Consider the following 22,999-nt stretch of genomic DNA (forward strand, 5'->3'; position numbering starts at 1 on the left):
ATCACATTAATTAAATAGGAATAAATAATTATTTCGAAAAAATACAGGTTAGGACCTAATAAACATCCTAACCTGTATTTTAATTTATAGAAAAAAACTGCCAATAAAGCAATATACTTTATTGGCAGTAAATGATGTGATTTCAAAATATGATAACCCTCATTTTTATCTTCTATATAATTACTTACTTTTGTAAAGTGGATTATCTACTTGAACATAAGTGTAATAATCAGCTTCATCTTCTAGACGCATGGTTGTTACACATTTATAATCTATCTTCTCCGCAAATATGATATCTCTAAAGTTTGCTACACGTTCTGAATCTGTTAGAGTTTGTTCAATTTGATCTAGTTTAGCTTCAATTAAATCACTTATTGTATGCCAGATTTGGGCTTCTAAATCATTTGAGTCACTATATTTTGCTACGGCTGTGATTAATTCACCAAGATGATTTTGTATGCTTGAATAAAAAACTTTATTAAATACAGTTTGTGCTTTGTCTGTTAATATAAGTGATTTTTCATGAAAATCCTTTGTACTATATCCAACACTATTTAAAAAAGGTTCATCAATACGTAATCCTTCAAAATCTCTGACATATAAGGTGTTAAGTGAACCATCTTTATTAAATGCCACGATTGAATTTTGTAAATGCGCTTCTAAAGCAATACCATATTTTACTAATAATGGAATTGCAATATCAATTAAAGCTTGGCCATAACGTTTAAACCAATTTATACTTGCGATTTCAAAATTATCAAAGGAACGTGCTAATGTATATTTTTTTATTAAAGAGATAATAGGTGCCTCAGAATTGTTCGGATAATTTGCTACTAAACTTGATGGTATGATCGGCGTAACATCCGCATCAATAATTTCGTAAATATTTCTTCTGAATAATGTACCAAGTTGTTCACTTCTTAAAGTTTTAATTGCTGTAGCATCCGCTTCATTATAAAAGTGTATACCTGCTAATTCATCGATTGTTTCTGCATTAATATTATGAAATAGTGGGTCGTTTTCTTTAATGTTATTTAGTATTTGAGTGACCTTTGGACCATTTGTCGTAGTCTGTTCAGATAATGTTCTGATTTCACCAGTTATATGCACATTGGTTGATAATTTAATATGTGGCGAAGTTACTGGTAGTTCAGGCATCAATGTTCTGAAGGATAGACCAGCAAAATAATTCAACTGGTAATTTAAAGGAATAATACTTTGAGTTTTGAGTTCTTGTGCATAATCTTTAACAATAATTTCGTTAAATTGCCAAGGATGAACGACCATGACATTGTAATTATCAATAGCTTCTTGTCCTACAGTTTCAACCGCGAAATCATATAAACCATTAAATAATTGGTAAACAACGTCATTGAAGTGATTATTTAGCGCACTTGTACGTGTAATTTGCTTATTGATGAGTATAAATTTCATAGGAATTGGTTGAGCAAATTCAGATGAATAATTAATTGCAGTTTCAGGCGTCATACCTTTTCTTAACTTTGCACCTGGATGGAGCGGATGGCCTTCAACGACAGATTGCTCAGAACGTAGATAACTGTCGGGATGTTGATCTATAAGTTCCCATAGAGGTGCTGTCGTTTCAGATAAAGTATGATGCTGAAAACTTATAGCAATAGCCATATTGGCCACACTATTATTGATATCCTCTAAAAATTGTGCGCTCGCATCATTATTTAATTCTGGTGCTTCGATTAATATGCAATCTAATATCTCTTTAGGATGTAGCACACGTGTCATTACTTGGTCTTGTTCAAAGTAGAAAGGTCCTGATACATCGATTCTATCGAAAGCGTGTTGACCAGTAATTGGTGCTATTAAAGTACGACTAGACTTGGGAAAATCAATACGCAATACTTCATCAGTTTGTATATCCGTTTCAAGGTTTAATGATTTGGTAGAAATAATTTGACTATAGTCTCGACTATTTACTAAATTTTCTCTATGTAATGAACTAATAAGTCGTTGTGATATTTTGTCTCTACTAGCTAATAACACTGACTTAAATTGATTGGCCCAATTTTCTTCTATTGTGCTTAAATAATAAAAAGCATTTTGTTCATCAATAGTAAGATTTTCAATTAAGTTGTGTTTGTTTCTTTTTAAATACATAAAAGCACCTCTAAAAAATTATTTTACAAAAGCATAAGATATTTGTATAATCTATAATAACGATAATGATAATTATTATCAATTAAAAAGACGGGTGAAATTTCATGGCGAAGTATTTTTTTCCAAGTTCTTTCTTATTATTTTTAGGAAACTGGATTGGACAAATTACATTAAATTGGTATGTATTCAGTATTTATCACAATGCGATTTACTTAGGTTTAATTAATTTTTTCCGGTTAGTACCTATCTTATTAATAAGTGTATGGGCTGGAGCACTAGCTGATAGATGTAACAGGGGCAACCTGTTACGAATTTCAATATCAGCTTCCTTTATATTAACTACTATACTTTGTATTTTAACGTTTCAAAGTAAGAAGTTACCAATAATTGTGTTCTTAATTTATGCATTAGGAAGAGGCATTATGAGTGCAATTGAAACACCAGTTAGACAAGCAGTATTACCTGATTTAACAGACAGGTTAACAACGACACAAGCTGTGTCATATCACTCATTTATAATAAACATTTGTCGATCAATTGGTCCGGCAATTGCTGGATTTGTTGTTGCTACATATAATTCAGAAATAAGTTTTGCATTACAGGCACTATGTTACTTTATTTCATTACTACTCTGTTTACCATTATCGTTTAATACACATAAGATTGATAAGGTAGATACAGAAGTAAGTTTCAAGTATGTAGTTGATTATTTTAAAGAAAATAATGTAGGAGCACGTATCTTTATTACATCACTATTAATTATGGCAACAGGCTTTTCATATACGACACTATTACCAGTGTTAACCGATAAAACATTTCCAAATCAAGTCGCAATATTTGGTAGTGCAATGACTTGTTGTGCAATCGGTGGCATTATAGCAACTATGATTTTACCGAATATTTTAGAGAAAATTTCTATGGTAAAAATGTATTATTTAAGTTCGGCATTATTTGGCGTATCGCTTTTAGGTACGATAACAAGTAATACGTTGTTACTATTTACTGCAATATTCTTTATTGGTTTGTTTAGTCAATGGGCACGAACTACGAATAGAATCTATTTCCAACACAAGGTGGAAGCGCAACATAGAGGTAAGATATTAAGTGTAATTATGATGGATAGAGGCATGATTCCTTTAGGAGCAATGTTAATGAGTTTTGCAGCTGAATTAATAGGGGTTGTTGAAACATTTGTTGCTATGGGTATATGCACTTTAGTTATTTCATTATTATTCGGTATTGTTAACAGACAAAGGAAAGACGGAGGCAAAGTCGTATGAAGCATCAAACATGGAAATGTGCAGATAAAAATGTGCAATATCGTATTATCAATGCGATTCTTAAAGAACAAATTTTTCCTGATGGAATGCGAGTCAATGAATATCAGGGTTTAATTGAATTACAATATAAAGGACAATTATTAAAAGTTAATAAAATTCGTAAAAGTGCGATGGCGCGCTATGATTTTAAAGGACCTTTGAGTTATTTAAAAGGTGAAGAAGCTTATGAAGTTGATTCGATAGAACAATTAATCGAAATTTTAGACAGTAAGTTCGATATTCCTATAAGTGAAAGGTTAACTCAGGAATTAATATCTTGCCGTGATGGCTTTGTTCTGACATATGAACATTTTTGTAATAGGCAATCATTGATTGATGCAACGTTAAAATTCTCAAGGATGCCAGAAACGATTAATTTTTTCTCATGGATCCAACATATGACAGATTCAGGTCAGATGAATGATTTAAGTTATTCTGAAAGTTTAGTGGTTGAAGGTCATCCAACACATCCATTATCAAAGACAAAGTTACCCTTAACTGAGGATGAAGTTAAACGATATGCGCCAGAATTTGAGAAAATCATTCCATTGAAAGTCATGTTAATCCATAAAGATGATAGTGTTACAACATCAATGGAAAATGATGAACAATTTATATTGGATTTTATTATTCCTGAATATCGTTATAAATTGAAAGCATTTTTAGAGCCATACCAATTAGAATTAAATGATTATAATGTATTGCTTGTTCATCCGTGGCAATATGAAAATGTTATCGTCAAACAATTTTCTGAATGGATAAAAGCTAGACAATTATTACCAACACCATTTGAAATTGAATCTAAAGCGACGTTATCATTTAGAACAATGGAACTTGTTCACAAACCATTTCATATTAAACTGCCAATCAATGTCCAAGCTACAAGCGCTGTGAGAACTGTGTCACCTGTGACTACAGTAGATGGTCCCAAGTTAAGTTATGAATTACAAGATATGTTAGATATATATCCACAACTCCAAGTTTCAATGGAACCTTATGGTATTCATGCAAAGACGGATCCTGATATCGCAAGACATTTAGGGTGTATTGTACGTTATCAACCTGTATTAGCGGATAATGGCACAACAATAGTAACAGCAAGTTTAGTGAACAAGAACCCGGTCGATAATAGTGTAATAGTCGACAGTTATTTGGATTGGTTAGGTGAAGGATTGACAGTAACTTCAATTGAAAAATTCATGAAATACTATGCTAAATCATTAATAGAACCACTTATCGCTTATATTCAAGATTATGGTATTGCGTTAGAAGCCCATATGCAAAATACAATTGTTAATCTTGGACCTGATTATCAAATGAAATTTATAGTTAGAGACCTAGGTGGTTCACGAATTGACCTTGCTACATTACAGCGTATTAAACCGGGTATTGATATTACAAATACCAGTTTAATTGCTGAAAACATTGAAGCGGTAATTGCTAAATTCCAACATGCTGTAATTCAAAATCAAATCGCAGAATTTATACATCACTTTTCAAATTATGAGCAAGTCGAAGAAGAGAACTTATACAGTATCGTCAGTGATATCGTTTATGCAGCAATTGATCCTAATAAAGCACATGCTCAAGTGTTGAAAGAGGTATTATTTGGAAAAACAATAACGGTAAAATCATTACTACGTATGAGAATGGAGAGCAAGGTTAAACAATATGTCACTATAGACTTAACGAACCCGATCTATAAAGAGGTGTAAAAAATGGCACAAGTAAAAATCAATCTATCAAAAATTCAATATAATGCGAGTGTATTGCAGTCAATATTCACAAGTCATAACATTCAGTTTACACCAGTAATTAAATGTGTGGGTGGCGATAGACGAATAGTTGAAACATTAAAGGATGTAGGCATCACTCATTTTGCGGATGCGAGAATTGATAATATAACGAAGACTGTCGATGAGGATATAAGTTATACAATGATTCGCACAGGTAACCAGCAAGAATTAGAAGATATCGTTCGTTTCACTGAAATTAGTGTTCAAACTGAACTTGAAACAATTCGACGTATCAACGATATCGCTGCAAAGCAACAAGTGAAGCATAAAATTTTATTGATGGTTGATTGGAAAGATGCACGTGAAGGTATTTTGACATATGACATCGTCGATTACATTAATGAAATTATGAAGATGCATCATGTTTCAATTGCTGGTCTTGCATTTAACTTTATGTGCTTTCAGTCTATAGTTCCAACAGATCTTGACATCGAGATGATTAATCAATTTGTAGATTCAGTAGAGATGGAAACACAAATGCGCTTTCGAATTGTATCAGGTGGAAATTCTAGCTTGATACCTCAAATGCTCTATACAGATTTAGGAAAAATAAATGAACTAAGAGTCGGAGAAACATTATTTAGAGGCGTCGAGACAACGACGAATCAACCTATTGCCTCACTCTATCAAGACGCAATCATATTAGAAACAGAGATTGTAGAAATTAAACCACGTGTGAATATATCAACAGGTAAACATTATTTACAAGCAATTGTAGATATTGGAAGTTTAGATACGTATGTTGCTGAAATCAAACCATTACACCATCAAATTAAGGTGTTAGGTGCAACAAGTGATCATGTGATGTTAGATTTAGAGAACCACGATCATTATCAAGTGGGAGATAAAATTCAATTTAGTCTCGGTTATAAAGCACTGGCTCATAGTATGTATATGCCTAATTTAGCTAAAACATATATATATGATGAAGTTGTCCAAAGCGTGAATCATCAGCTTCACACGCTAAAAACGAATGAATATTAAATAACTAAATATTCATTCAATTTCTTATTGACAGTGATAATTATTATCAATAAAATAAATATGTAATGATACATATTTAAGGAGTGAAGACAATGAAACATAGCTATAAGATTATGGGAATCTTGTTATTAACATTAACTGTGGCTTTATTAGCGGCGTGTGGTAGTGTGAGTGATAACGGTTCTGACAAATCTAAAAGCAACAAATCCGACAAGGAAACAGTATCAATTAAAAATGATGGTGGGACAACTAAAGTCGGTAAGAATCCAAAACGTGTTGTAGCATTAGAATTTTCATTTGTTGATGCACTAGCAGCTTTAGATATTAAACCTGTCGGTGTTGCTGATGATGGAGATAAAAATAGAATTTTAAAACCTATCAGAAATAAAATTGGTGATTATACTTCAGTAGGTGCACGTAAGCAACCAAACTTAGAAGAAATTAGTAACCAAAAACCTGATTTAATCATCGCTGATAGCAATCGACATAAAGGTATTAAAAAGGATCTTGAAAAAATAGCTCCGACAATTATGCTTCCAAGTTTTGATAGTGACTATAAAGATAATCTTGAAGCATTTAAAACAATAGCTAAAGCAGTAGGTAAAGAAGATAAAGGTAAAGAAAGACTAAAAGAGCATAATGAATTAATGGATAAATACAGTAAAGATATCACGATGGACAAATCACAGCCGGTACTTCCTGCAGTAGTAGCTAAATCTGGTTTGTTAGCACATCCTGATAATACGTATGTAGGTCAGTTATTAAAAGAATTAGGTTTCAATAATGCTTTAAATAAAACAAAAACTGATCACCTTTCAAAATATCTTAAAGGACCTTACCTACAACTAAATTCAGAAGTCCTTTCAGACATTAACCCTGGTCGCATGTTTATTATGGCGGATAAAGGTGAAAATGATCCTAACTTGAAATCTCAAGAAAAAGATCCTGTTTGGCAAGACTTAGATGCTGTTAAGAATAATAGAGTATCAGTTGTAGATCGTAATACATGGGCGAGAGCGCGTGGTATAATTTCTTCTGAACAAATCGCTAAAGAATTAGTAGAAATTTCTAAAAAGCAAAAAGAAGATAAACAACAAAAGTAAGGTGAATGGTAAATGACTAAATTAACAAATGTTAGTCAGACCGACACAAAAGATCATAACATGTCAAAACGCACAACACTCACTTTTTTAGTGAGTGTATGTGCGCTTTTTGTCATTATTTATTTTAATCTTAGTGTTGGCTCGTCTCACATAGGTTTGGGAGATTTTAAGAACTATTTTTGGGATCATGTAGATACAAAGCAAACTTTTTTAATACATAATGTAAGAATGCCTAGAATGCTTGCCGGTCTTTTTATAGGTGCAGCGTTAGGTCTAGCCGGTTTACTTATGCAAGCAATGACGAGAAACCCACTTGCTTCACCACAAATTTTTGGTGTTAACGCAGGTGCATCGTTTGTTATTGTTACAATAACTATGATTATTCCTGCGCTAACTGCATACTCAACATTGTTGGCATTTATTGGGGCATTTATCGGTGGATTAACAGTTTATCTATTGTCAGGTTCAGCTAGAGGAATGACACCTGTTAAACTTGCATTAGCTGGTATGGCAATTCATTTGTTTTTCTCAAGTTTAACGCAAGGCATAATTCTACTTAACGAAGATTCTACAACAACGGTAATGTTTTGGTTAGTCGGATCTTTATCAAGTATAAAATGGGCACAAATAATCGGTATCATACCTTGGTTAGTTATGGCATTTATAGCTACGATAATTATTTCAAGGCAATTGACGATTATGGAACTTGGTGAAGATTTAGCTACTGCTCTAGGTCAGAATGTTAAAGTAATTAGAATCGTTACAGGATTGCTGGTTATTGTTCTTGCAGGAACATCCGTTTCAATTGCAGGTCCAATTGGTTTTGTTGGGTTAATTGTCCCTCACATTGTAAAGCATTATATTCGTACAGATTACAAGCTTATGGTGCCATTAACAATGATAATAGGTGCTGATTTATTGCTACTATCTGATGTGCTTTCTAGATTAATCACATACCCGTTTGAATCACCAGTTGGTATCGTGACGTCATTTATTGGCGCACTTTATTTCTTAGCAATAACGATTAGAGGGGTGGATCGTATATGATTCAACGTTTATCTTTTAAATATACAATCGTTGTCATATTGTTGCTTGTATCGTCAATTGTATCGCTTTCTGTTGGAGCTGTATTTATTAATCCGATTAACGTTATAAAAAGCTTACTATTACACGATAATTTTATATTAAATGAATATCGTACGCCGAGAATGTTACTTGCGCTAATCGTCGGATGTAGTTTGGCGATATCGGGGTCGTTAATACAGGGTGTTGTTAGAAATCCACTTGCTTCACCAGATGTTATTGGTATAACTAAGGGAGCAAGTCTCTCTGCAGTAACAATTATAATGCTATTTCCGTCAGCACCATTATTTGTTTTACCTTTCGGCTCATTTGCAGGTGCATTAGTAATTAGTTTAATTTTGACTACGTTAATTTCTAAGTTTAATGTACAAGGTTCTAAACTAGCATTGATTGGATTAGCAATTGGAGCGATTTGTACGGCAATTGTGCAATTTCTATTAATTCGCAACCCGCAAGATGCAAACACAGCATTAGTGTGGTTAACAGGTAGCTTGTATGGACATAATATGTCTAATGTATATGTATTATTACCGTGGTTTATATTATCATTACCTGTTATATTTTACTTCTGTCATCAGTTAGATATTTTAACGCTTGGTGATGATATAGCTATTGCACTAGGTACGAAAGTAAAAATGATTAAAATGATTTTACTATTTCTAGCTGTAACTTTAGCAGGGGCTTCTATTTCAGTCGTTGGTGGATTAAGCTTCCTAGGTCTAATAGCGCCACATATCGCTAGACGAATGGTAGGACATAAACATATTCATATTACAACTATGTCGGGGTTGATTGGCGCACTAATATTAGTAATTAGTGATGGTTTAGCAAGAGGCATTCATCCACCAATCGATATTCCGGTAGGTGTTGTAGTAGCAATAGTGGGTGTACCATACTTTTTATTCTTATTGAGAAAAATATAAGTTTTCAACTGTAATAGGAATTTTATAGCAAATATATATAAAGTTGGTTATAAATTTACTCAAAAAGTAGATTTATAGGCCAACTTTTTTTATGATAGGAATAATAAATGAAGTGTCATAGAATTTACATTTACATAATTATACATTATAGGTTATAATTATTGCTGTTGTTTTTTGTACGAAACTTAAATGACGTGAAAAGGAGGTCGTTTGATGAATCAATATAATAAATCGCAAATTGTCCGTGGTCGACTTAAATTTATAATTATGTCTTTAATTGGTATTATTCTTTTTTTAGTTCCCGTGACAGCAACAGTTGACGGTGAAAAGCAAAAAACGTTACCAGTAGCATTTTTAGCTGGCGTGTTAAAGGACTTAATAGGTGGAGCAATGCCAACACTAATTGTAGTAATCATTACATTATCAGGAATTTTGACAGTGTTATGTTCTACAGTATTTAAAAATAAATTAAAACCAGATAGTTTAATGAACAATGCGTTTAATGTGCGTTGGGTTTGGCTCGTACTGAGAGTTATCGCAGTTATTTTTGTATGGATGACTTATTTAAAAGTGGGAAGTAAAGTTATTTACTCAAGTGATACGGGTGGCTTAGTATTCGATAGTTTATTGCCTACCTTAGTAACTGTATTTCTATTTGCAGCTTTATTCTTACCATTACTGATGGAATATGGATTGTTAGAATTACTGGGACCTTTATTTAGACCGATTATGCGTCCATTATTTACATTACCAGGTCGCTCTACAGTTGATAATTTAGCTTCATTTATTGGGGATGGTACAGTAGGCGTCTTGATTACGAGTAGACAGTATGAAGAGGGTTTCTATTCTAGACGTGAAGCAACTGTAATTTCAACAACATTTAGTGTGGTGTCACTAACTTTTGCTATTGTTGTTGCTAGTACGGTACACATGGAAAAGCATTTCTTTTATTTTTATTTAACTGTTATAGTTTCTTGTCTAGTCTGTGCGTTTATTTTGCCACGTATTTGGCCATTAAATAAAATTAAAGATGAATATGCAAAGGAAGTATCAGAAGAGACTAGAACAGAGCGTTTACCTGAAAATAAAACCGCGCTTGGACATGGCTTTGACATGGCTACAGAAGTAGGAATTAAGGCACCAGGATTTATTGCTTTCTTTAAATCAGGTTTTAAGACTGTAATTGATATGTGGTTTGTTATCTTACCAGTAGTTATGGCGATTGGGACAATAGCTACGATTATAGCGAATTATACTTCTGTGTTTGCCATTATAGGTAAACCGTTTGTACCGTATTTGGAATTATTGCAAATTCCGGAAGCAGCTCAAGCTTCAGAAACTGTATTAATAGGTTTTGCTGATATGTTCTTGCCTTCTATATTGATAGAAGGGGTTGGCAATAATATTACATTATTTGTAATAGGTGCTTTAAGTATAACGCAATTAATTTATTTATCTGAAGTTGGTGGTGTTATTTTAGGTTCGAAGATACCAGTAAGTATCTTTAAATTGTTTATTATCTTTTTAATAAGAACAATTATTTCATTACCGATTATTGCTTTAATGGCGCATCTTTATTTTAATTAAGTTTGATATAAGTTAGTATGACTGTCGATTAAGATTTGATCTTATCGACAGTTTTTTTATTGTTAATTGAAAATATGGTACACGCTTTCCGTGGGTCCAGCCTCAGCCTGTAGTCTTCGGCATGTGCTACTCCCACAGGAGTCGGCACCATTTTCAAATAAAAAAGTAATAATACTTATGGAACTGACTACTTAATGTATTATCGCTTAAAGCTAAATTCAAATAATAGTGGATAAGATAGGTTCTATTGTCATCATTTTATTGTTAATTGAAAATAAGGTGCACGCTTTCCGTGGGCCCAGCCTCAGCCTGTAGTCTTCGGCATGTGCTACTCCCACAGGAGTCGGCACCATTTTCAAATAAAAAAGTAATAATACTTATGGAACTGACTACTTAATGTATTATCGCTTAAAGCTAAATTCAAATAATAGTGAAATAAGATAGATTGATGTAGCAATCAATTGATTTAAAATAATCAAGACATTGTCACCCTCATCACTGATTAATTAAATGTTCTATATTAATATTAAATTGAATTCTAATTCGTATCCGATATTACAAATATAGATTAGACATTTTCTCAACACTTAAACGCTACTTAAAAAACGATATGCACGACAGCTATACGTACAAAAAAACAAACTAAATGCCAAAGGACACTTAGTTTGTTTCATATAATATATTAATTAAAGCTAAATCATAACTTTAATTTAATTTCGATAGTACGGTTGCCTTAACAACCTCATTACCTAGTACAGGTGATTCCTCTGAATTTTTTGATTTGCCGCTGTGTGCTTCTTTAAAGGCATCACTTGATAACCAACCTTTGAAATCATCTTCAGATTCCCACCATGTATTTACATACATTTGATCGTAATCCGCTTCATTTTCTATTTGCCAAACCTCTATTTTGATAAAGCCTTGTAAATCCTCGATTTTACCACCTTTGGTAAAATGTGGTGCCATTTTTTCGGCATAGCCTTTTTTTAAATCAATTCTATTTGTAACTACATACATATCATGCACCTACTTTCTAATTTTGTACTGTTTATTATAACACTTTTCGCTGAAAAATATTTTTATAAACTGGTACCTTAAAAACGTTCTATCTGGTTCTTTTATAACTAACCAGAATTGTAGTAAAATTCAGATAATTAAATTTAATAATTTATTTTTTCGAAACGAAGGGTGGAATTTATAGAAGTTGCTAGTTATATGAGGTTCATTAATTTAATACAAAGGGGATCTGTTGATGAAAATTTCATTAGCTCAATTTGAGCCGAATTTAGGAGACTTAAAGCAGAATATTAATGACATATGCGATATTTTAAAAACAGAGAGTCAATTTCAGTCAGATTTAGTACTATTTCCTGAATTATCAATTTCAGGTTATATAGAAGAAACTGAGTTATTAGATCGAGTAGCGATTGAAGATACTTCACGTATTTTACAAAAAATCATGGAAACATGTATTCAATACCATGTTGATACGATAGTTTCATTTCCTGAAGTCGATAGACAATGCTACTATATTACATCAGTGTATATAGACTGCAACGGGGAAATAATTGGAAAATATAGAAAGACGCATTTATTTGCAAACGAGCAAATGTTATTTGAGCGAGGCGATGAGTTTGTCGTTGTTCCATCTAGATTCGGGAACTTTGGCTTAATGATTTGTTATGACTTAGAATTTCCAGAAGTTGCACGAATTTTAAAATTGAAAGGTGCAGAATTAATACTTATATCTACGGCGAATATGGCACCTTATCAAAAACATCAGGATATATATCTTGCTAGTCGAGCGCTAGAAAATGAAGTACCTATCGCTATTGCTAATCAATTTGGAGTAAATGGTTCTTTAGTATTTTTTGGTCATAGTGCAGTGTATGATCATAATGCCAATTGTTTATTACAAGTCGATGATAAAGCAACAGTCGAACGTTTGGATTTACAATTAACAACGGAACGTGATCCACAGTTAGATTATATCAATCAATTGCATCCTAATATTTATCAACAATTAAGTCATGCTAAAGGGGAGTGTGATATTAATGGAACAAGGTAAATTAAAGCAATCTTTATCACTCTATCAAGTTATTATGTTTGGTCTAGCGTATATGGCTCCAATGATAGTGTTTGGAACTTATGGAACTTTGTATGCAACAACAAGTGGTTATGTGCCATATGCCTATTTATTTGCAACAATTGCGATGTTATTTACTGCTTATAGTTATGGGAAAATGGCAAAGGTGTTTCCTTCAGCTGGGTCAGCATATACTTTTGTTTCTAAAAGTTTACATCCATCATTGGGATTTATGGTGGGTTGGACGATAATGTTGGATTATCTATTCTTACCATTAGTTATCTGGTTAATAGGCGCAGAATATTTAACGACAGCTTTTCCATTCATGCCAAATTGGTCGTGGATTATTATTTTTATAATCATAACTACTGCAATTAATATTATTGGTATTAATACTACGACTTCAATGAATTTATTAATCATGTTATTTCAAATATTAGTGATTATAATTTTTTTAGGTTTGTGTATATGGAATGTAGTACATGGTATGGGTGAAGGTAGTCTATTAAGTCGTCATATATTTGCTATAGCAGGTCACCATATGTCGCCTGTACTGGCTGGTGCCTCAATTGCGTGTTACTCTTTCTTAGGATTTGATGCGGTTACTACACTTGCTGAAGAAACTAAAAATCCAAGCAAGACGATACCAAGAGCTATAATGCTTATAACCATTATAGGTGGCTTTATTTTTGTAGCGGTCGCGTATGTATTATCGATTACAGTTCCTAATTTCAATGTAATTCATAATACAGAATCAGCAGCATTTGAAATTGCAAAAATTGTTGGAGGTAATTTCTTATCAGCTTTATTTTTAAGTGGATTAATCTTAGCTCAATTTGCTTCAGGTTTATCAGCGCAAACGAGTGGCGCTCGTATATTATATGCGATGGGAAGAGATGGAGTACTAAATAAGCGTATTTTTGGTTTTGTGGATAAAAAACATCAAACCCCTATATTTAATCTTATATTTATTGGGATTATTGGTACTATAGGTGTGTTTATGACTATTAGTACGTCTACTTCTTTTATTAATTTTGGTGCATTTATTTCTTTTGCTTTTGTTAATATTTCTGTAATTGCTTATTATTATATAAAATTAAAGCAAAGAGAAGGATTCAAAAAATTGAGTTACTTATTTATACCAGCAATAGGTTGCATACTAGATATCAGTCTATTTGTGAGTTTAGACATACATGCCTTAATACTCGGTTCTGCATGGACGTGTATAGGATTTATCTATTTACTTGTATTGACTAAATGTTTTTCAAAATTACCACCAAGTTTAGCAATATAGATTTAACTGACAAGAGATTAATGATATATATTATGCAACAGTTTGTGAAATGTATTGAAGAATGGTGGAGTAATTTTTGTCATAAAAATTACTGCTCCATTCTTTATATTCATATTTGAAATATATTGAACTCAAAAAAGACGAGATTTCGAAAAACGAAATCTCGTCTATTTATTAATGACTGATATTAACATCAGCTGAATTTAATTATTATTTTAAAGGCAGTTTAAAACGATTATTTAGTTATTTCATTGTAAATCTTTTGATCATTTTGCGTATAAATAATGTATTCATGGTCTTTTGTATCAATAATTACTCGGTTAGTTTTACCGAATGTTGAACCAATACGAGATACTTTATCTCTGTCTAATTTAGGCACTGCATGAATATTTTGATCTTGTGAAATATTTGTAATTTCACTTGTTGGAATTTTAATATCTGCTACTCTCCACTGAATTCGTACCTCATTATTGTCTTTTTTAACTGTCATTGCCATAAATGAACACATCCTTTAAATAATTTGTAGCTATATCATACAACATACTGAAATCGTTTTCAAGAGATTAGGTGATACTTATTTAAATTAGGTTATACTAATTACATGAACCGAAAGTATGTTCGCATTTTGTGCGCTTTTATGGTAAAATATAGCATATTAAGGAGTGATGAATATGACAGGTAAGACCCATGCCTCATGCGGTTTATTAGTAGGCGCATTAACTACAGAATATTACCATACTGATTTGTTTACATCTATTACTATTATAACGCTTGCTATTATTTCAAGCTTATTACCTGATATTTGTCATACACAAAGTAAGATTGGTAGAAGATTTAAATTATTGAGTTTAATTATTAGACTTATGTTCGGTCATCGAACCTTTACCCATTCTATATTGTTTATATCTATTATTACGGGGATATTATATTTTATTCAAACACCTAGTCATTATTTAATAGCAATTGTATGTGGCTTGTGTTCACATGTTATACTAGATATGTTAACGCCTAGAGGAGTTAAATTATTTTATCCGGTACCGATAAGTGTGAAGTTCCCGATTGTATTTAAGACGGGCGGTATGATAGATTTATCTCTTGCAAGTGCTTTATCAATTGGTGCATTTTATTTGTTTTTCAAATCATTTGTTGATGATTTAATCATGAAATTATTATGATTACAGTTGTATATGCTGTAATTATAATATAAAGTGAGAATACAGAATTTATAAAATCACTGTGTAAATAAAATATATTTTTTATATAATCTTTAGTCAATAAGGAGCGAAAATATGCTAGACAAGAAAGAGTTAGAAAAGTATAATCAAGCACATTTAATTGAATTTGAAAAAATGATGAGTTCAAATGAAAAGGAACAATTAGCTAATAAGGTTGACTCATTAAACTTATCTAACATTCGAGATTTGTACGAAGATTTATATGTGAATAAGCAAGTTATAGATGATGTAACTGAAGTTGATGAAGTCAAATACGAAGTCAAAAATACATTATCAGAATCATTGTTAAATGAATATGAAAGTATTGGAATAGATGCAATTAAAAATGGCAAGTTTGCAGTTTTATTAATGGCCGGTGGTCAAGGTACGCGTTTAGGGTATAAGGGACCTAAAGGTTCATTTGAAATCGAGGGTGTAAGTTTGTTTAAGTTACAGGCGAAACAACTTATTGCGTTACACGAACAAACGGGTGTCTATATCGATTGGTATATAATGACGAGCAAAGTAAATAATAGAGAAACTCAATTATATTTTGAAGATCAAGGTTATTTTGGCTATGATGCTGAGCATATACATTTCTTTGAACAGGATAACATTGTTGCATTATCTGAAGAAGGTAAACTGGTCTTGGATGCTGATGGGAATATTTTAGAGACACCAAATGGTAATGGTGGTGTGTTCAAATCCCTTAAAAAAGCTGGCTATTTAGCTGAAATGTTAGAAAATGGCGTTGAGTACATCTTTTTAAATAATATTGATAATGTTTTAGTTAAAGTATTGGATCCGGTATTTGTTGGCTATACTTATAAGAACAGTAAGGAAATTACAACGAAATCTATCCAACCTAAACCTAATGAAAGTGTGGGTAGATTAGTACATGTAAATCAAAAGGATACGGTCTATGAATATTCCGAACTAGACGAAGCTGCTGCTAATCAATTTAATAACGCAAATATTGGCATACATGCATTTAAACTATTATTCATCAATGATGTTGTAGACTATGATTTACCATATCATCTTGCAATAAAGAATTTAAAGCAATTAGATGAAGATTTTGGGGTCATTGAACAACCGACGTTAAAATTTGAATTATTTTATTTTGATATATTCAAATACGCAAATAGTTTTATTACATTACAAGTAGATAGAAATCAAGAATTTTCACCTTTAAAGAATAAAGAAGGTAAAGATAGTGTCGAAACAGCAACTGCTGATTTGAAAAGCATGAACTTGATTTAATAGAAGGTGGTATGCCAAATGGCAGATACAATAAAAGTAAATAAAAAGATGAGAAAGTCTTTTAATGACATCATACCTTTAACCTTTGGAGAAGAATTGGGAAATTCGATTTCACATGGTGTAGGTGCAATGTTGGTATTGTTGGCACTTCCGTATGCGGCAGTTCAAAGTTATATTGATAATGGATTCTTAGGCACATTAAGTGTGTCAGTCTATTTAATAAGTATTTTTATGATGTTTTTAGCATCAACAATTTATCATGCAATGCAAAATGATTCACCACATAAATATGTAATGAGAATTATTGATCATAGTATGATATTTTTAGCAATTGCTGGTACTTATACGCCTGTGTTTCTTATCATAGTAGGTGGATGGTTAGGTTGGCTTGCAATGGCCATATTATGGGGAATAACAATTTGGGGTATTCTTTATAAATCCTTAGCTAAATATGTAAATCATAAATTAAGTTTAACGATGTATTTAGTTATGGGATGGATGGGTATTTTATTTTCCCCTTTAATTGTAATAAAAACGTCAGCGTTGTTTATTACTTTTATCGTCCTAGGTGGACTGGCATATACTGGAGGCGCTTGGTTCTATGCTCAAAAGGAAAGACCTTATTTCCATATGATATGGCATTTATTTATAATCATCGCGTCAGCATGTCATTTTATCGCTATCATTTTCTTGATTTAATTCAGAATAAAAGTTTTGTAACTAATATATCAAGTTTGGAAGCTCATCCTTAGAAAATGACTGTATATGAATGCTTATAAATTTGAAAGTGTTCAAAGTTAAGTAACTAAATATTTAATTAAATTTCAGGTTAATCTCGTTCTTTACGAGGTTAGCCATTTTTAATGTTAATTTAGCAAAAACGCCAGCATGTTATTTGTATTACCGTTAATATACGATAATTTCTGTATCGGTCAAAAGGTGTAATTTGACCTTTAGTTATTGCACATCTTACAAATTAATGGTTTATTTTAAAAGTACTTGATTCAATAAAATCAGGTTAGGAGGTATGTTATGAATATAAAATCTATAGGTATTGTTATAGCATTATTATTAATTATGTTCATGTCTGCAATTGAAACTTCTATTGTGTCATTAGCGTTACCGACAATAAAGGATGATTTAAATGTCACTTCATCTATCTCATTGATTTTTGCTGTTTATTTTATTGCCATTGTAATTGCGAATCCAATAGTTGGGGAATTACTTGAACGTACTAGAATGATTTACATAACAATTTTTGGTTTGTTATGTTTCACGATCGGTAGTTTATTTTCAGGACTAAGTGAAACATTTACTATATTAATTATTTCAAGATTTATACAAGGGTTGGGTGCAGGAATAATGATGGCCTTATGTCAAATTGTTCCTAAACTTGCATTTGAAATTCCACTGCGCTATAAAATTATGGGGATAGTTGGTAGCGTTTGGGGCATTTCAAGTATTATTGGGCCGGTACTAGGTGGTGGAATACTTGAATTTGCATCATGGCATTGGTTGTTTTTTGTAAATATTCCAATTGCAATATTAGCAATGGTACTTGCATTGATGACCTTCCATTTCGATAACGAAACCTCATCGACTGAGAATGGTCGCAAGAGTAAGCTAGATATTAGAGGTTTAACACTTTTCTACATATTTATATTCTTTTTATTATTTGCAGTTATGAATACGTCTCATATTTATTTGAATGTAATTGCATTTGTAGTAGCCTGTATCGTTGCAATGATTTTATATAAAAATGAAAAATCGATCAGTATGCCATTCGTACCTGTTAAAGAATTTAACAAAATGATAGTACTCGTTTTTACGACTGACTTTCTATATGCAATTATGTTAATGGGGTATAACCTTTATATGCCAGTTTATTTACAAGAAGAATTGAAATTATCGCCGTTACAAAGTGGGTTTGTCATTTTCCCAATATCATTTGCTTGGTTAATGTTAAACTTTTCCTTAGCAAAAATTGAAATGCGCTTATCACGAAAGATGCTATATTTGGCTGCTTTTACATCATTGCTACTATGTTCAATTTTAGTGTTTGTCGGTACAGAACACCCACTATTTATAGCATTTAGTTTGTTGTTTGCGGGTGTAAGTTTTGGAACAGTTTATACTAAAGACAGTGTGATTACTCAAGAAGAAACATCTCCTGAACATATGAAGCGGATGATGTCACTTTATACATTGACGAAGAGTTTAGGGAATTCGATTGGTTCAACCATAATGGGTTATGTGTATGCAATGTCAATATTGTTTATAGGCCTACAAATTCATAATGTATTATTGTTAGTTTGTATTATTCTATTCATTTTAATTATTTTATGGTCTTTCATGTATAAACCGCACATAGATAACAATGGTAGTTAGCAATATGACAGACGATGAGTTGAAACAAGAGTTGAAATATTGGAATTTTAGCTCTTGTTTTTTGTATTTGGTAACTACTTGTTATAATGGTAGTATATTAATATTATTGTTTGGAATAAGTTCTAAGAAGCTGAACTATTATTTGAAGGGGAGGACAGTAAGCAATGAAATATATAAGATACTTGATAACCACGCTTATTGTACTTTCTGTGTTTATTATTTCAGGTGCTATATTTTTAGCGTTTTTAGGCTTCGGTTTATATGGACTCAGTAGAATTTTGATTTATTTCCATTTAGCATACTTCGGTTATAATAAAAACTTTTACGATAACTTATTTTATTATGGTAGCTATATCGTATTAGGTTATTTCACATTATTTATCATTGAAAATTTAATGGATTATTTTAGAAAGAAATTACCAGACAATCCTTACTTTCAAGGATTAACTTATCACTTAATTACATTTACTGTAACCACTTTGTTATTCTACTTCATTGTTCACATACACTATACTTATATCAATATTGATTTTTGGGTTATTGTCGTTATTATTGGAATATTATTTATATGCAAAGAAATCTTTTATCCCGATAGTGAAAATTTAAATCAAAAAAAGTAAGCAAATGACGATAGTATGTCAAAGTTAAGATAATGCTATCGTCATTCTGTTGAATATTAAGGAGTGACAATATGCAAAATCAAACACTACCTAAGTCACAAAGAAATATGATTGTTGCAGTTATGATTGTGAGTGCTTTTGTAGCAATATTGAACCAGACTTTATTAAATACGGCTCTGCCTCATATTATGAAAGGTCTTCACATCACTGAAAACACATCACAATGGCTGGTAACAGGGTTTATGCTAGTCAATGGTGTTATGATTCCATTAACTGCATTTTTAATGGATAAAATTAAAACACGTCCATTATTCTTAATGGCGATGGGGATTTTTTTAATTGGTTCTATTGTAGCGGCTTTAGCACCTACTTTTCCTATATTAATGTTAGCTCGTGTAATCCAAGCTATTGGTGCAGGAGTGATAATGCCATTAATGCAATTCACATTATTTATGCTATTTCCAAAGGATGAGCGAGGATTTGCTATGGGATTAGCTGGTTTAGTTATACAGTTTGCTCCTGCTATTGGACCTACACTTTCAGGGGTGATTGTTGATACCATGAGTTGGCGTATGCCATTCGTAGTAGTTGTAATAGTAGCGTCTTTAGGATTTATTTTCGGAGCTATTTTCTTAAAAAGTTATAACGAGACTAAAGATACAAAATTAGATAAACGTTCAGTTATATATTCTACTTTAGGCTTCGGCTTGATGCTTTATGCATTTAGTAGTGCAGGTAATTTAGGATTTCATAATCCAATAGTGTTAGTATCACTTGCAATTAGTTTAGTAATTATTGGTGCATTTATTAGAAGACAGATTCGCATTAGTAATCCACTATTAAATATTATTGTATTTAAAAATAAAGTATTCTGTCTAACAACTATTTCATCGATGATAGTAATGTTATCAATGGTTGGACCAGCATTATTAATTCCATTATATGTTCAAAATGCCTTAGGGTTGTCAGCGTTATTGTCAGGACTGGTGATTATGCCAGGAGCAATTATCAATGGTGTGATGTCTATCTTTACCGGGAAATTCTATGATAAGTATGGTGCTAGACCACTTGTCTTAACAGGTTTCACTTTATTAACTATTTTCACAGTTATGTTGTGTTTCTTAAAGGCGGATACATCATATACGTATCTCATTATTGTGTATGCATTAAGAATGTTTTCAGTTTCATTATTGATGATGCCACTGAATACAGCAGGAATTAATTCACTAAGTAATAAAAATATTTCTCACGGAACAGCAATTAGTAACTTTGGACGTGTCACAGCTGGGTCGTTAGGTACTGCATTAATGGTAACCATAATGTCAATTGGATCAAAAAACTTTGCGCCTGATCCAAGTGCCAATGAATCACAGGCAATGATACAGAGACAAGCAATAGCTGCAGGTGTTGATCTTTCTTTTGCTGTTGTGAGTGTATTGGTGTTTATCGGACTGATTATTGCTTGCTTTATAAAAGAAAATAGAGCAGAAACAAAAGTGAATACAAGAGAAGTGTAGACTTCTTGCCGAGGAGTTAGTCATTTATTTTTATAAATTATAAATAAATTGAGCTAACTCCTTTTTTATTAGTTAAAATATATTTATACTGGAGACAACGATTAACAACAAATGTAGGTATAGTTTGTTAGAATTAATTTATTCATATAGTAAAGATTTTAAGTATGTAACTTTAAGGGGGACGCATTGTGTTAACGATCGAGCAAGTTAAATCAATAGTAGGTGAAATCAAAGACCCTATCATTGGTGTACCATTGAAAGAGTCAGAAGGTATTGTAGATGTCTCAATAAAGGAAGAGATTGAGCATGTTAGTGTGAAAATTGCTATTGCTCAATTAGGTGGACAACCTCAATTAGAATTGCAAATGGCAATTGTTGAAGCTTTAAAAGAAAATGGAGCGAACACGGTAGGAATAAGATTCGAAGAACTACCTTCAGATAAAGTTGAATCATATAGAGGCGTAAATGATGATCAGCCACAAACAATAGAAGGTTTATTGTCAAAAGATAATCCAGTTGAATTTATTGCGATTGCATCAGGTAAAGGTGGCGTCGGTAAATCAACAGTCGCTGTTAATTTAGCAGTATCACTTGCCAGAGAAGGTAAGAAAGTCGGATTAGTAGATGCAGATATATATGGTTTTAGTGTTCCAGATATGATGGGCATCGATGAAAAACCGGGTGTACAAGGTAAAGAAATCATTCCTGTAGAACGACATGGGGTCAAAGTTATATCAATGGCATTCTTTGTGGAAGAAAATGCACCAGTTATATGGCGAGGTCCAATGCTAGGTAAAATGCTTACGAATTTCTTTATGGAAGTGCGTTGGGGTGAATTAGATTATCTATTATTAGATTTACCACCTGGAACTGGTGATGTTGCGTTAGACGTCCATTCTATGTTGCCTTCTAGCAAAGAAATTATTGTAACAACACCTCATCCAACAGCAGCGTTCGTAGCTGCTAGAGCTGGAGCAATGGCGAAACATACTGAACATTCAATCTTAGGCGTTATTGAAAATATGTCTTATTTTGAAAGTAAAGAGACTGGAAATAAAGAATATGTATTTGGTTCAGGTGGAGGAGAAAAACTTGCTGAAGAACTACAAACAGATCTCCTAGGGCAATTACCATTGGAACAACCATCATGGAATCCGAAAGATTTTGCACCTTCAATTTATCAAGAGGATGATAAATTAGGGCAAATATATCAATCAATAGCGCAACAAATCATTGAAAAAACAGCTAAATAAAGCTGATTTAAGGATGGAGAGAAATTATTTTAATTTCTCTCCATTTTTTACTTGCATTTATTTGTAATGATGTTAGAATTATATCTTGTGACCTGACAACAGGCGCTACAAACGCAACAAAAAAACAATTTATAAATCACTAAAATAATTGTTGACTTTGATTGTGAGACTTGATATTATATAAAAGTCGTCAAAAACGGCAAAAACATTATTTAATATCTTTTTGAAAAAAGTGTAAAAAATATACTTGTTAACTTCAAAATAATAGTTTAATATTATTAAAGTAATGTTAATTGATTGTTACGAAATATTAATTTCTTATTGACAAGATATTGACAGACATGATATAGTAATAAAGCAACTATTTAAATGAACATTGAAAACTGAATTGCAATATGTCAACGTTAATTCCGAACACAACGATAATCGTTGGTTC

General features: G+C 32.1%; 19 protein-coding genes. 16 read left to right on the forward strand and 3 right to left on the reverse strand.

The features are described from left to right. Positions 1 to 180: 180 nt before the first annotated feature. Complete coding sequence (locus tag ACY191_RS05450) at positions 181 to 2,133, reverse strand: IucA/IucC family protein (protein WP_042739055.1); 1,953 nt, start codon at positions 2,131 to 2,133, stop codon at positions 181 to 183. A gap of 104 nt (positions 2,134 to 2,237) precedes the next feature. On the opposite strand from ACY191_RS05450, the gene ACY191_RS05455 reads away from it, so the two are divergent. The 7 genes from ACY191_RS05455 (at position 2,238) to ACY191_RS05485 (ending at position 10,928) form a co-directional block, all read left to right on the forward strand. Next, positions 2,238 to 3,413 carry an MFS transporter gene (locus tag ACY191_RS05455; RefSeq protein WP_042739054.1) on the forward strand — a complete coding sequence of 392 codons (1,176 nt, stop codon included), beginning with the start codon at positions 2,238 to 2,240 and terminating at the stop codon, positions 3,411 to 3,413. Next, positions 3,410 to 5,167: an IucA/IucC family protein gene (locus ACY191_RS05460; protein ID WP_463269914.1), complete on the forward strand. Its 1,758-nt coding sequence runs from the start codon at positions 3,410 to 3,412 to the stop codon at positions 5,165 to 5,167. Before ACY191_RS05455 ends, ACY191_RS05460 begins: the two co-directional genes overlap by 4 nt. 3 nt (positions 5,168 to 5,170) lie before the next feature. Continuing rightward, positions 5,171 to 6,232, forward strand: coding sequence for an alanine/ornithine racemase family PLP-dependent enzyme (locus tag ACY191_RS05465; protein WP_229366639.1), 1,062 nt, complete (start codon positions 5,171 to 5,173; stop codon positions 6,230 to 6,232). Positions 6,233 to 6,324: 92 nt separating this feature from the next. Continuing rightward, positions 6,325 to 7,335 carry an ABC transporter substrate-binding protein gene (locus ACY191_RS05470; protein ID WP_042739051.1) on the forward strand — a complete coding sequence of 337 codons (1,011 nt, stop codon included), beginning with the start codon at positions 6,325 to 6,327 and terminating at the stop codon, positions 7,333 to 7,335. Between the two features lie 12 nt (positions 7,336 to 7,347). Further along, positions 7,348 to 8,382 (forward strand): FecCD family ABC transporter permease, encoded by a 1,035-nt coding sequence (locus ACY191_RS05475; RefSeq protein ID WP_107513138.1) that lies wholly within the window; start codon positions 7,348 to 7,350, stop codon positions 8,380 to 8,382. Next, on the forward strand, positions 8,379 to 9,341 hold the full coding sequence (locus ACY191_RS05480; RefSeq protein WP_042739049.1) for an iron chelate uptake ABC transporter family permease subunit: 963 nt from the start codon (positions 8,379 to 8,381) through the stop codon (positions 9,339 to 9,341). The genes ACY191_RS05475 and ACY191_RS05480 overlap by 4 nt, the downstream gene beginning before the upstream one ends. Before the next feature lie 213 nt (positions 9,342 to 9,554). Continuing rightward, positions 9,555 to 10,928 (forward strand): YjiH family protein, encoded by a 1,374-nt coding sequence (locus ACY191_RS05485; RefSeq protein WP_042739048.1) that lies wholly within the window; start codon positions 9,555 to 9,557, stop codon positions 10,926 to 10,928. A gap of 705 nt (positions 10,929 to 11,633) precedes the next feature. Here the strand turns inward: ACY191_RS05485 and ACY191_RS05490 are convergent. After that, complete coding sequence (locus ACY191_RS05490) at positions 11,634 to 11,945, reverse strand: heme oxygenase (RefSeq protein ID WP_042739047.1); 312 nt, start codon at positions 11,943 to 11,945, stop codon at positions 11,634 to 11,636. 235 nt (positions 11,946 to 12,180) lie between these two features. Between ACY191_RS05490 and ACY191_RS05495 the strand changes: the two genes are divergently transcribed. Then, the gene (locus ACY191_RS05495) at positions 12,181 to 12,996 is read left to right on the forward strand and encodes a carbon-nitrogen hydrolase family protein (RefSeq protein ID WP_158266189.1); all 816 of its coding nucleotides are present in this window, start codon (positions 12,181 to 12,183) and stop codon (positions 12,994 to 12,996) included. Then, positions 12,983 to 14,308 (forward strand): APC family permease, encoded by a 1,326-nt coding sequence (locus ACY191_RS05500; RefSeq protein WP_107589353.1) that lies wholly within the window; start codon positions 12,983 to 12,985, stop codon positions 14,306 to 14,308. The genes ACY191_RS05495 and ACY191_RS05500 overlap by 14 nt, the downstream gene beginning before the upstream one ends. Positions 14,309 to 14,543: 235 nt before the next feature. Here the strand turns inward: ACY191_RS05500 and ACY191_RS05505 are convergent, their stop codons facing one another. Next, positions 14,544 to 14,804, reverse strand: a complete 261-nt coding sequence (locus tag ACY191_RS05505) for a SunI/YnzG family protein (RefSeq protein ID WP_042739044.1) — start codon at positions 14,802 to 14,804, stop codon at positions 14,544 to 14,546. Between the two features lie 175 nt (positions 14,805 to 14,979). Here ACY191_RS05505 and ACY191_RS05510 point away from each other — a divergent pair, with 175 nt between their 5' ends. The 7 genes from ACY191_RS05510 to ACY191_RS05540 all read left to right on the forward strand — a co-directional run bounded on the left by ACY191_RS05510 (position 14,980) and on the right by ACY191_RS05540 (position 22,563). After that, positions 14,980 to 15,483: a metal-dependent hydrolase gene (locus ACY191_RS05510; RefSeq protein WP_042739043.1), complete on the forward strand. Its 504-nt coding sequence runs from the start codon at positions 14,980 to 14,982 to the stop codon at positions 15,481 to 15,483. A 114-nt stretch (positions 15,484 to 15,597) separates the two neighbouring features. Continuing rightward, complete coding sequence (locus tag ACY191_RS05515) at positions 15,598 to 16,785, forward strand: UTP--glucose-1-phosphate uridylyltransferase (protein ID WP_463269915.1); 1,188 nt, start codon at positions 15,598 to 15,600, stop codon at positions 16,783 to 16,785. 18 nt (positions 16,786 to 16,803) lie between these two features. Continuing rightward, a complete protein-coding gene (trhA, locus tag ACY191_RS05520; protein ID WP_042739041.1) occupies positions 16,804 to 17,484 on the forward strand; it encodes a PAQR family membrane homeostasis protein TrhA in 681 nt (226 codons plus the stop codon). Between the two features lie 333 nt (positions 17,485 to 17,817). After that, entirely contained in the window at positions 17,818 to 19,173 is a 1,356-nt protein-coding gene (sdrM, locus tag ACY191_RS05525) for a multidrug efflux MFS transporter SdrM (protein WP_229366922.1), read from the forward strand. A 164-nt stretch (positions 19,174 to 19,337) separates the two neighbouring features. Further along, positions 19,338 to 19,793: a SepA family multidrug efflux transporter gene (locus ACY191_RS05530; RefSeq protein WP_042739039.1), complete on the forward strand. Its 456-nt coding sequence runs from the start codon at positions 19,338 to 19,340 to the stop codon at positions 19,791 to 19,793. A gap of 71 nt (positions 19,794 to 19,864) precedes the next feature. Beyond that, positions 19,865 to 21,310, forward strand: a complete 1,446-nt coding sequence (locus tag ACY191_RS05535) for an MDR family MFS transporter (protein ID WP_042739038.1) — start codon at positions 19,865 to 19,867, stop codon at positions 21,308 to 21,310. A gap of 188 nt (positions 21,311 to 21,498) precedes the next feature. Next, positions 21,499 to 22,563, forward strand: coding sequence for a P-loop NTPase (locus ACY191_RS05540; RefSeq protein WP_042739037.1), 1,065 nt, complete (start codon positions 21,499 to 21,501; stop codon positions 22,561 to 22,563). Positions 22,564 to 22,999 lie beyond the last annotated feature (436 nt).

Source organism: Staphylococcus sp. TCBT05, from assembly GCF_055179755.1.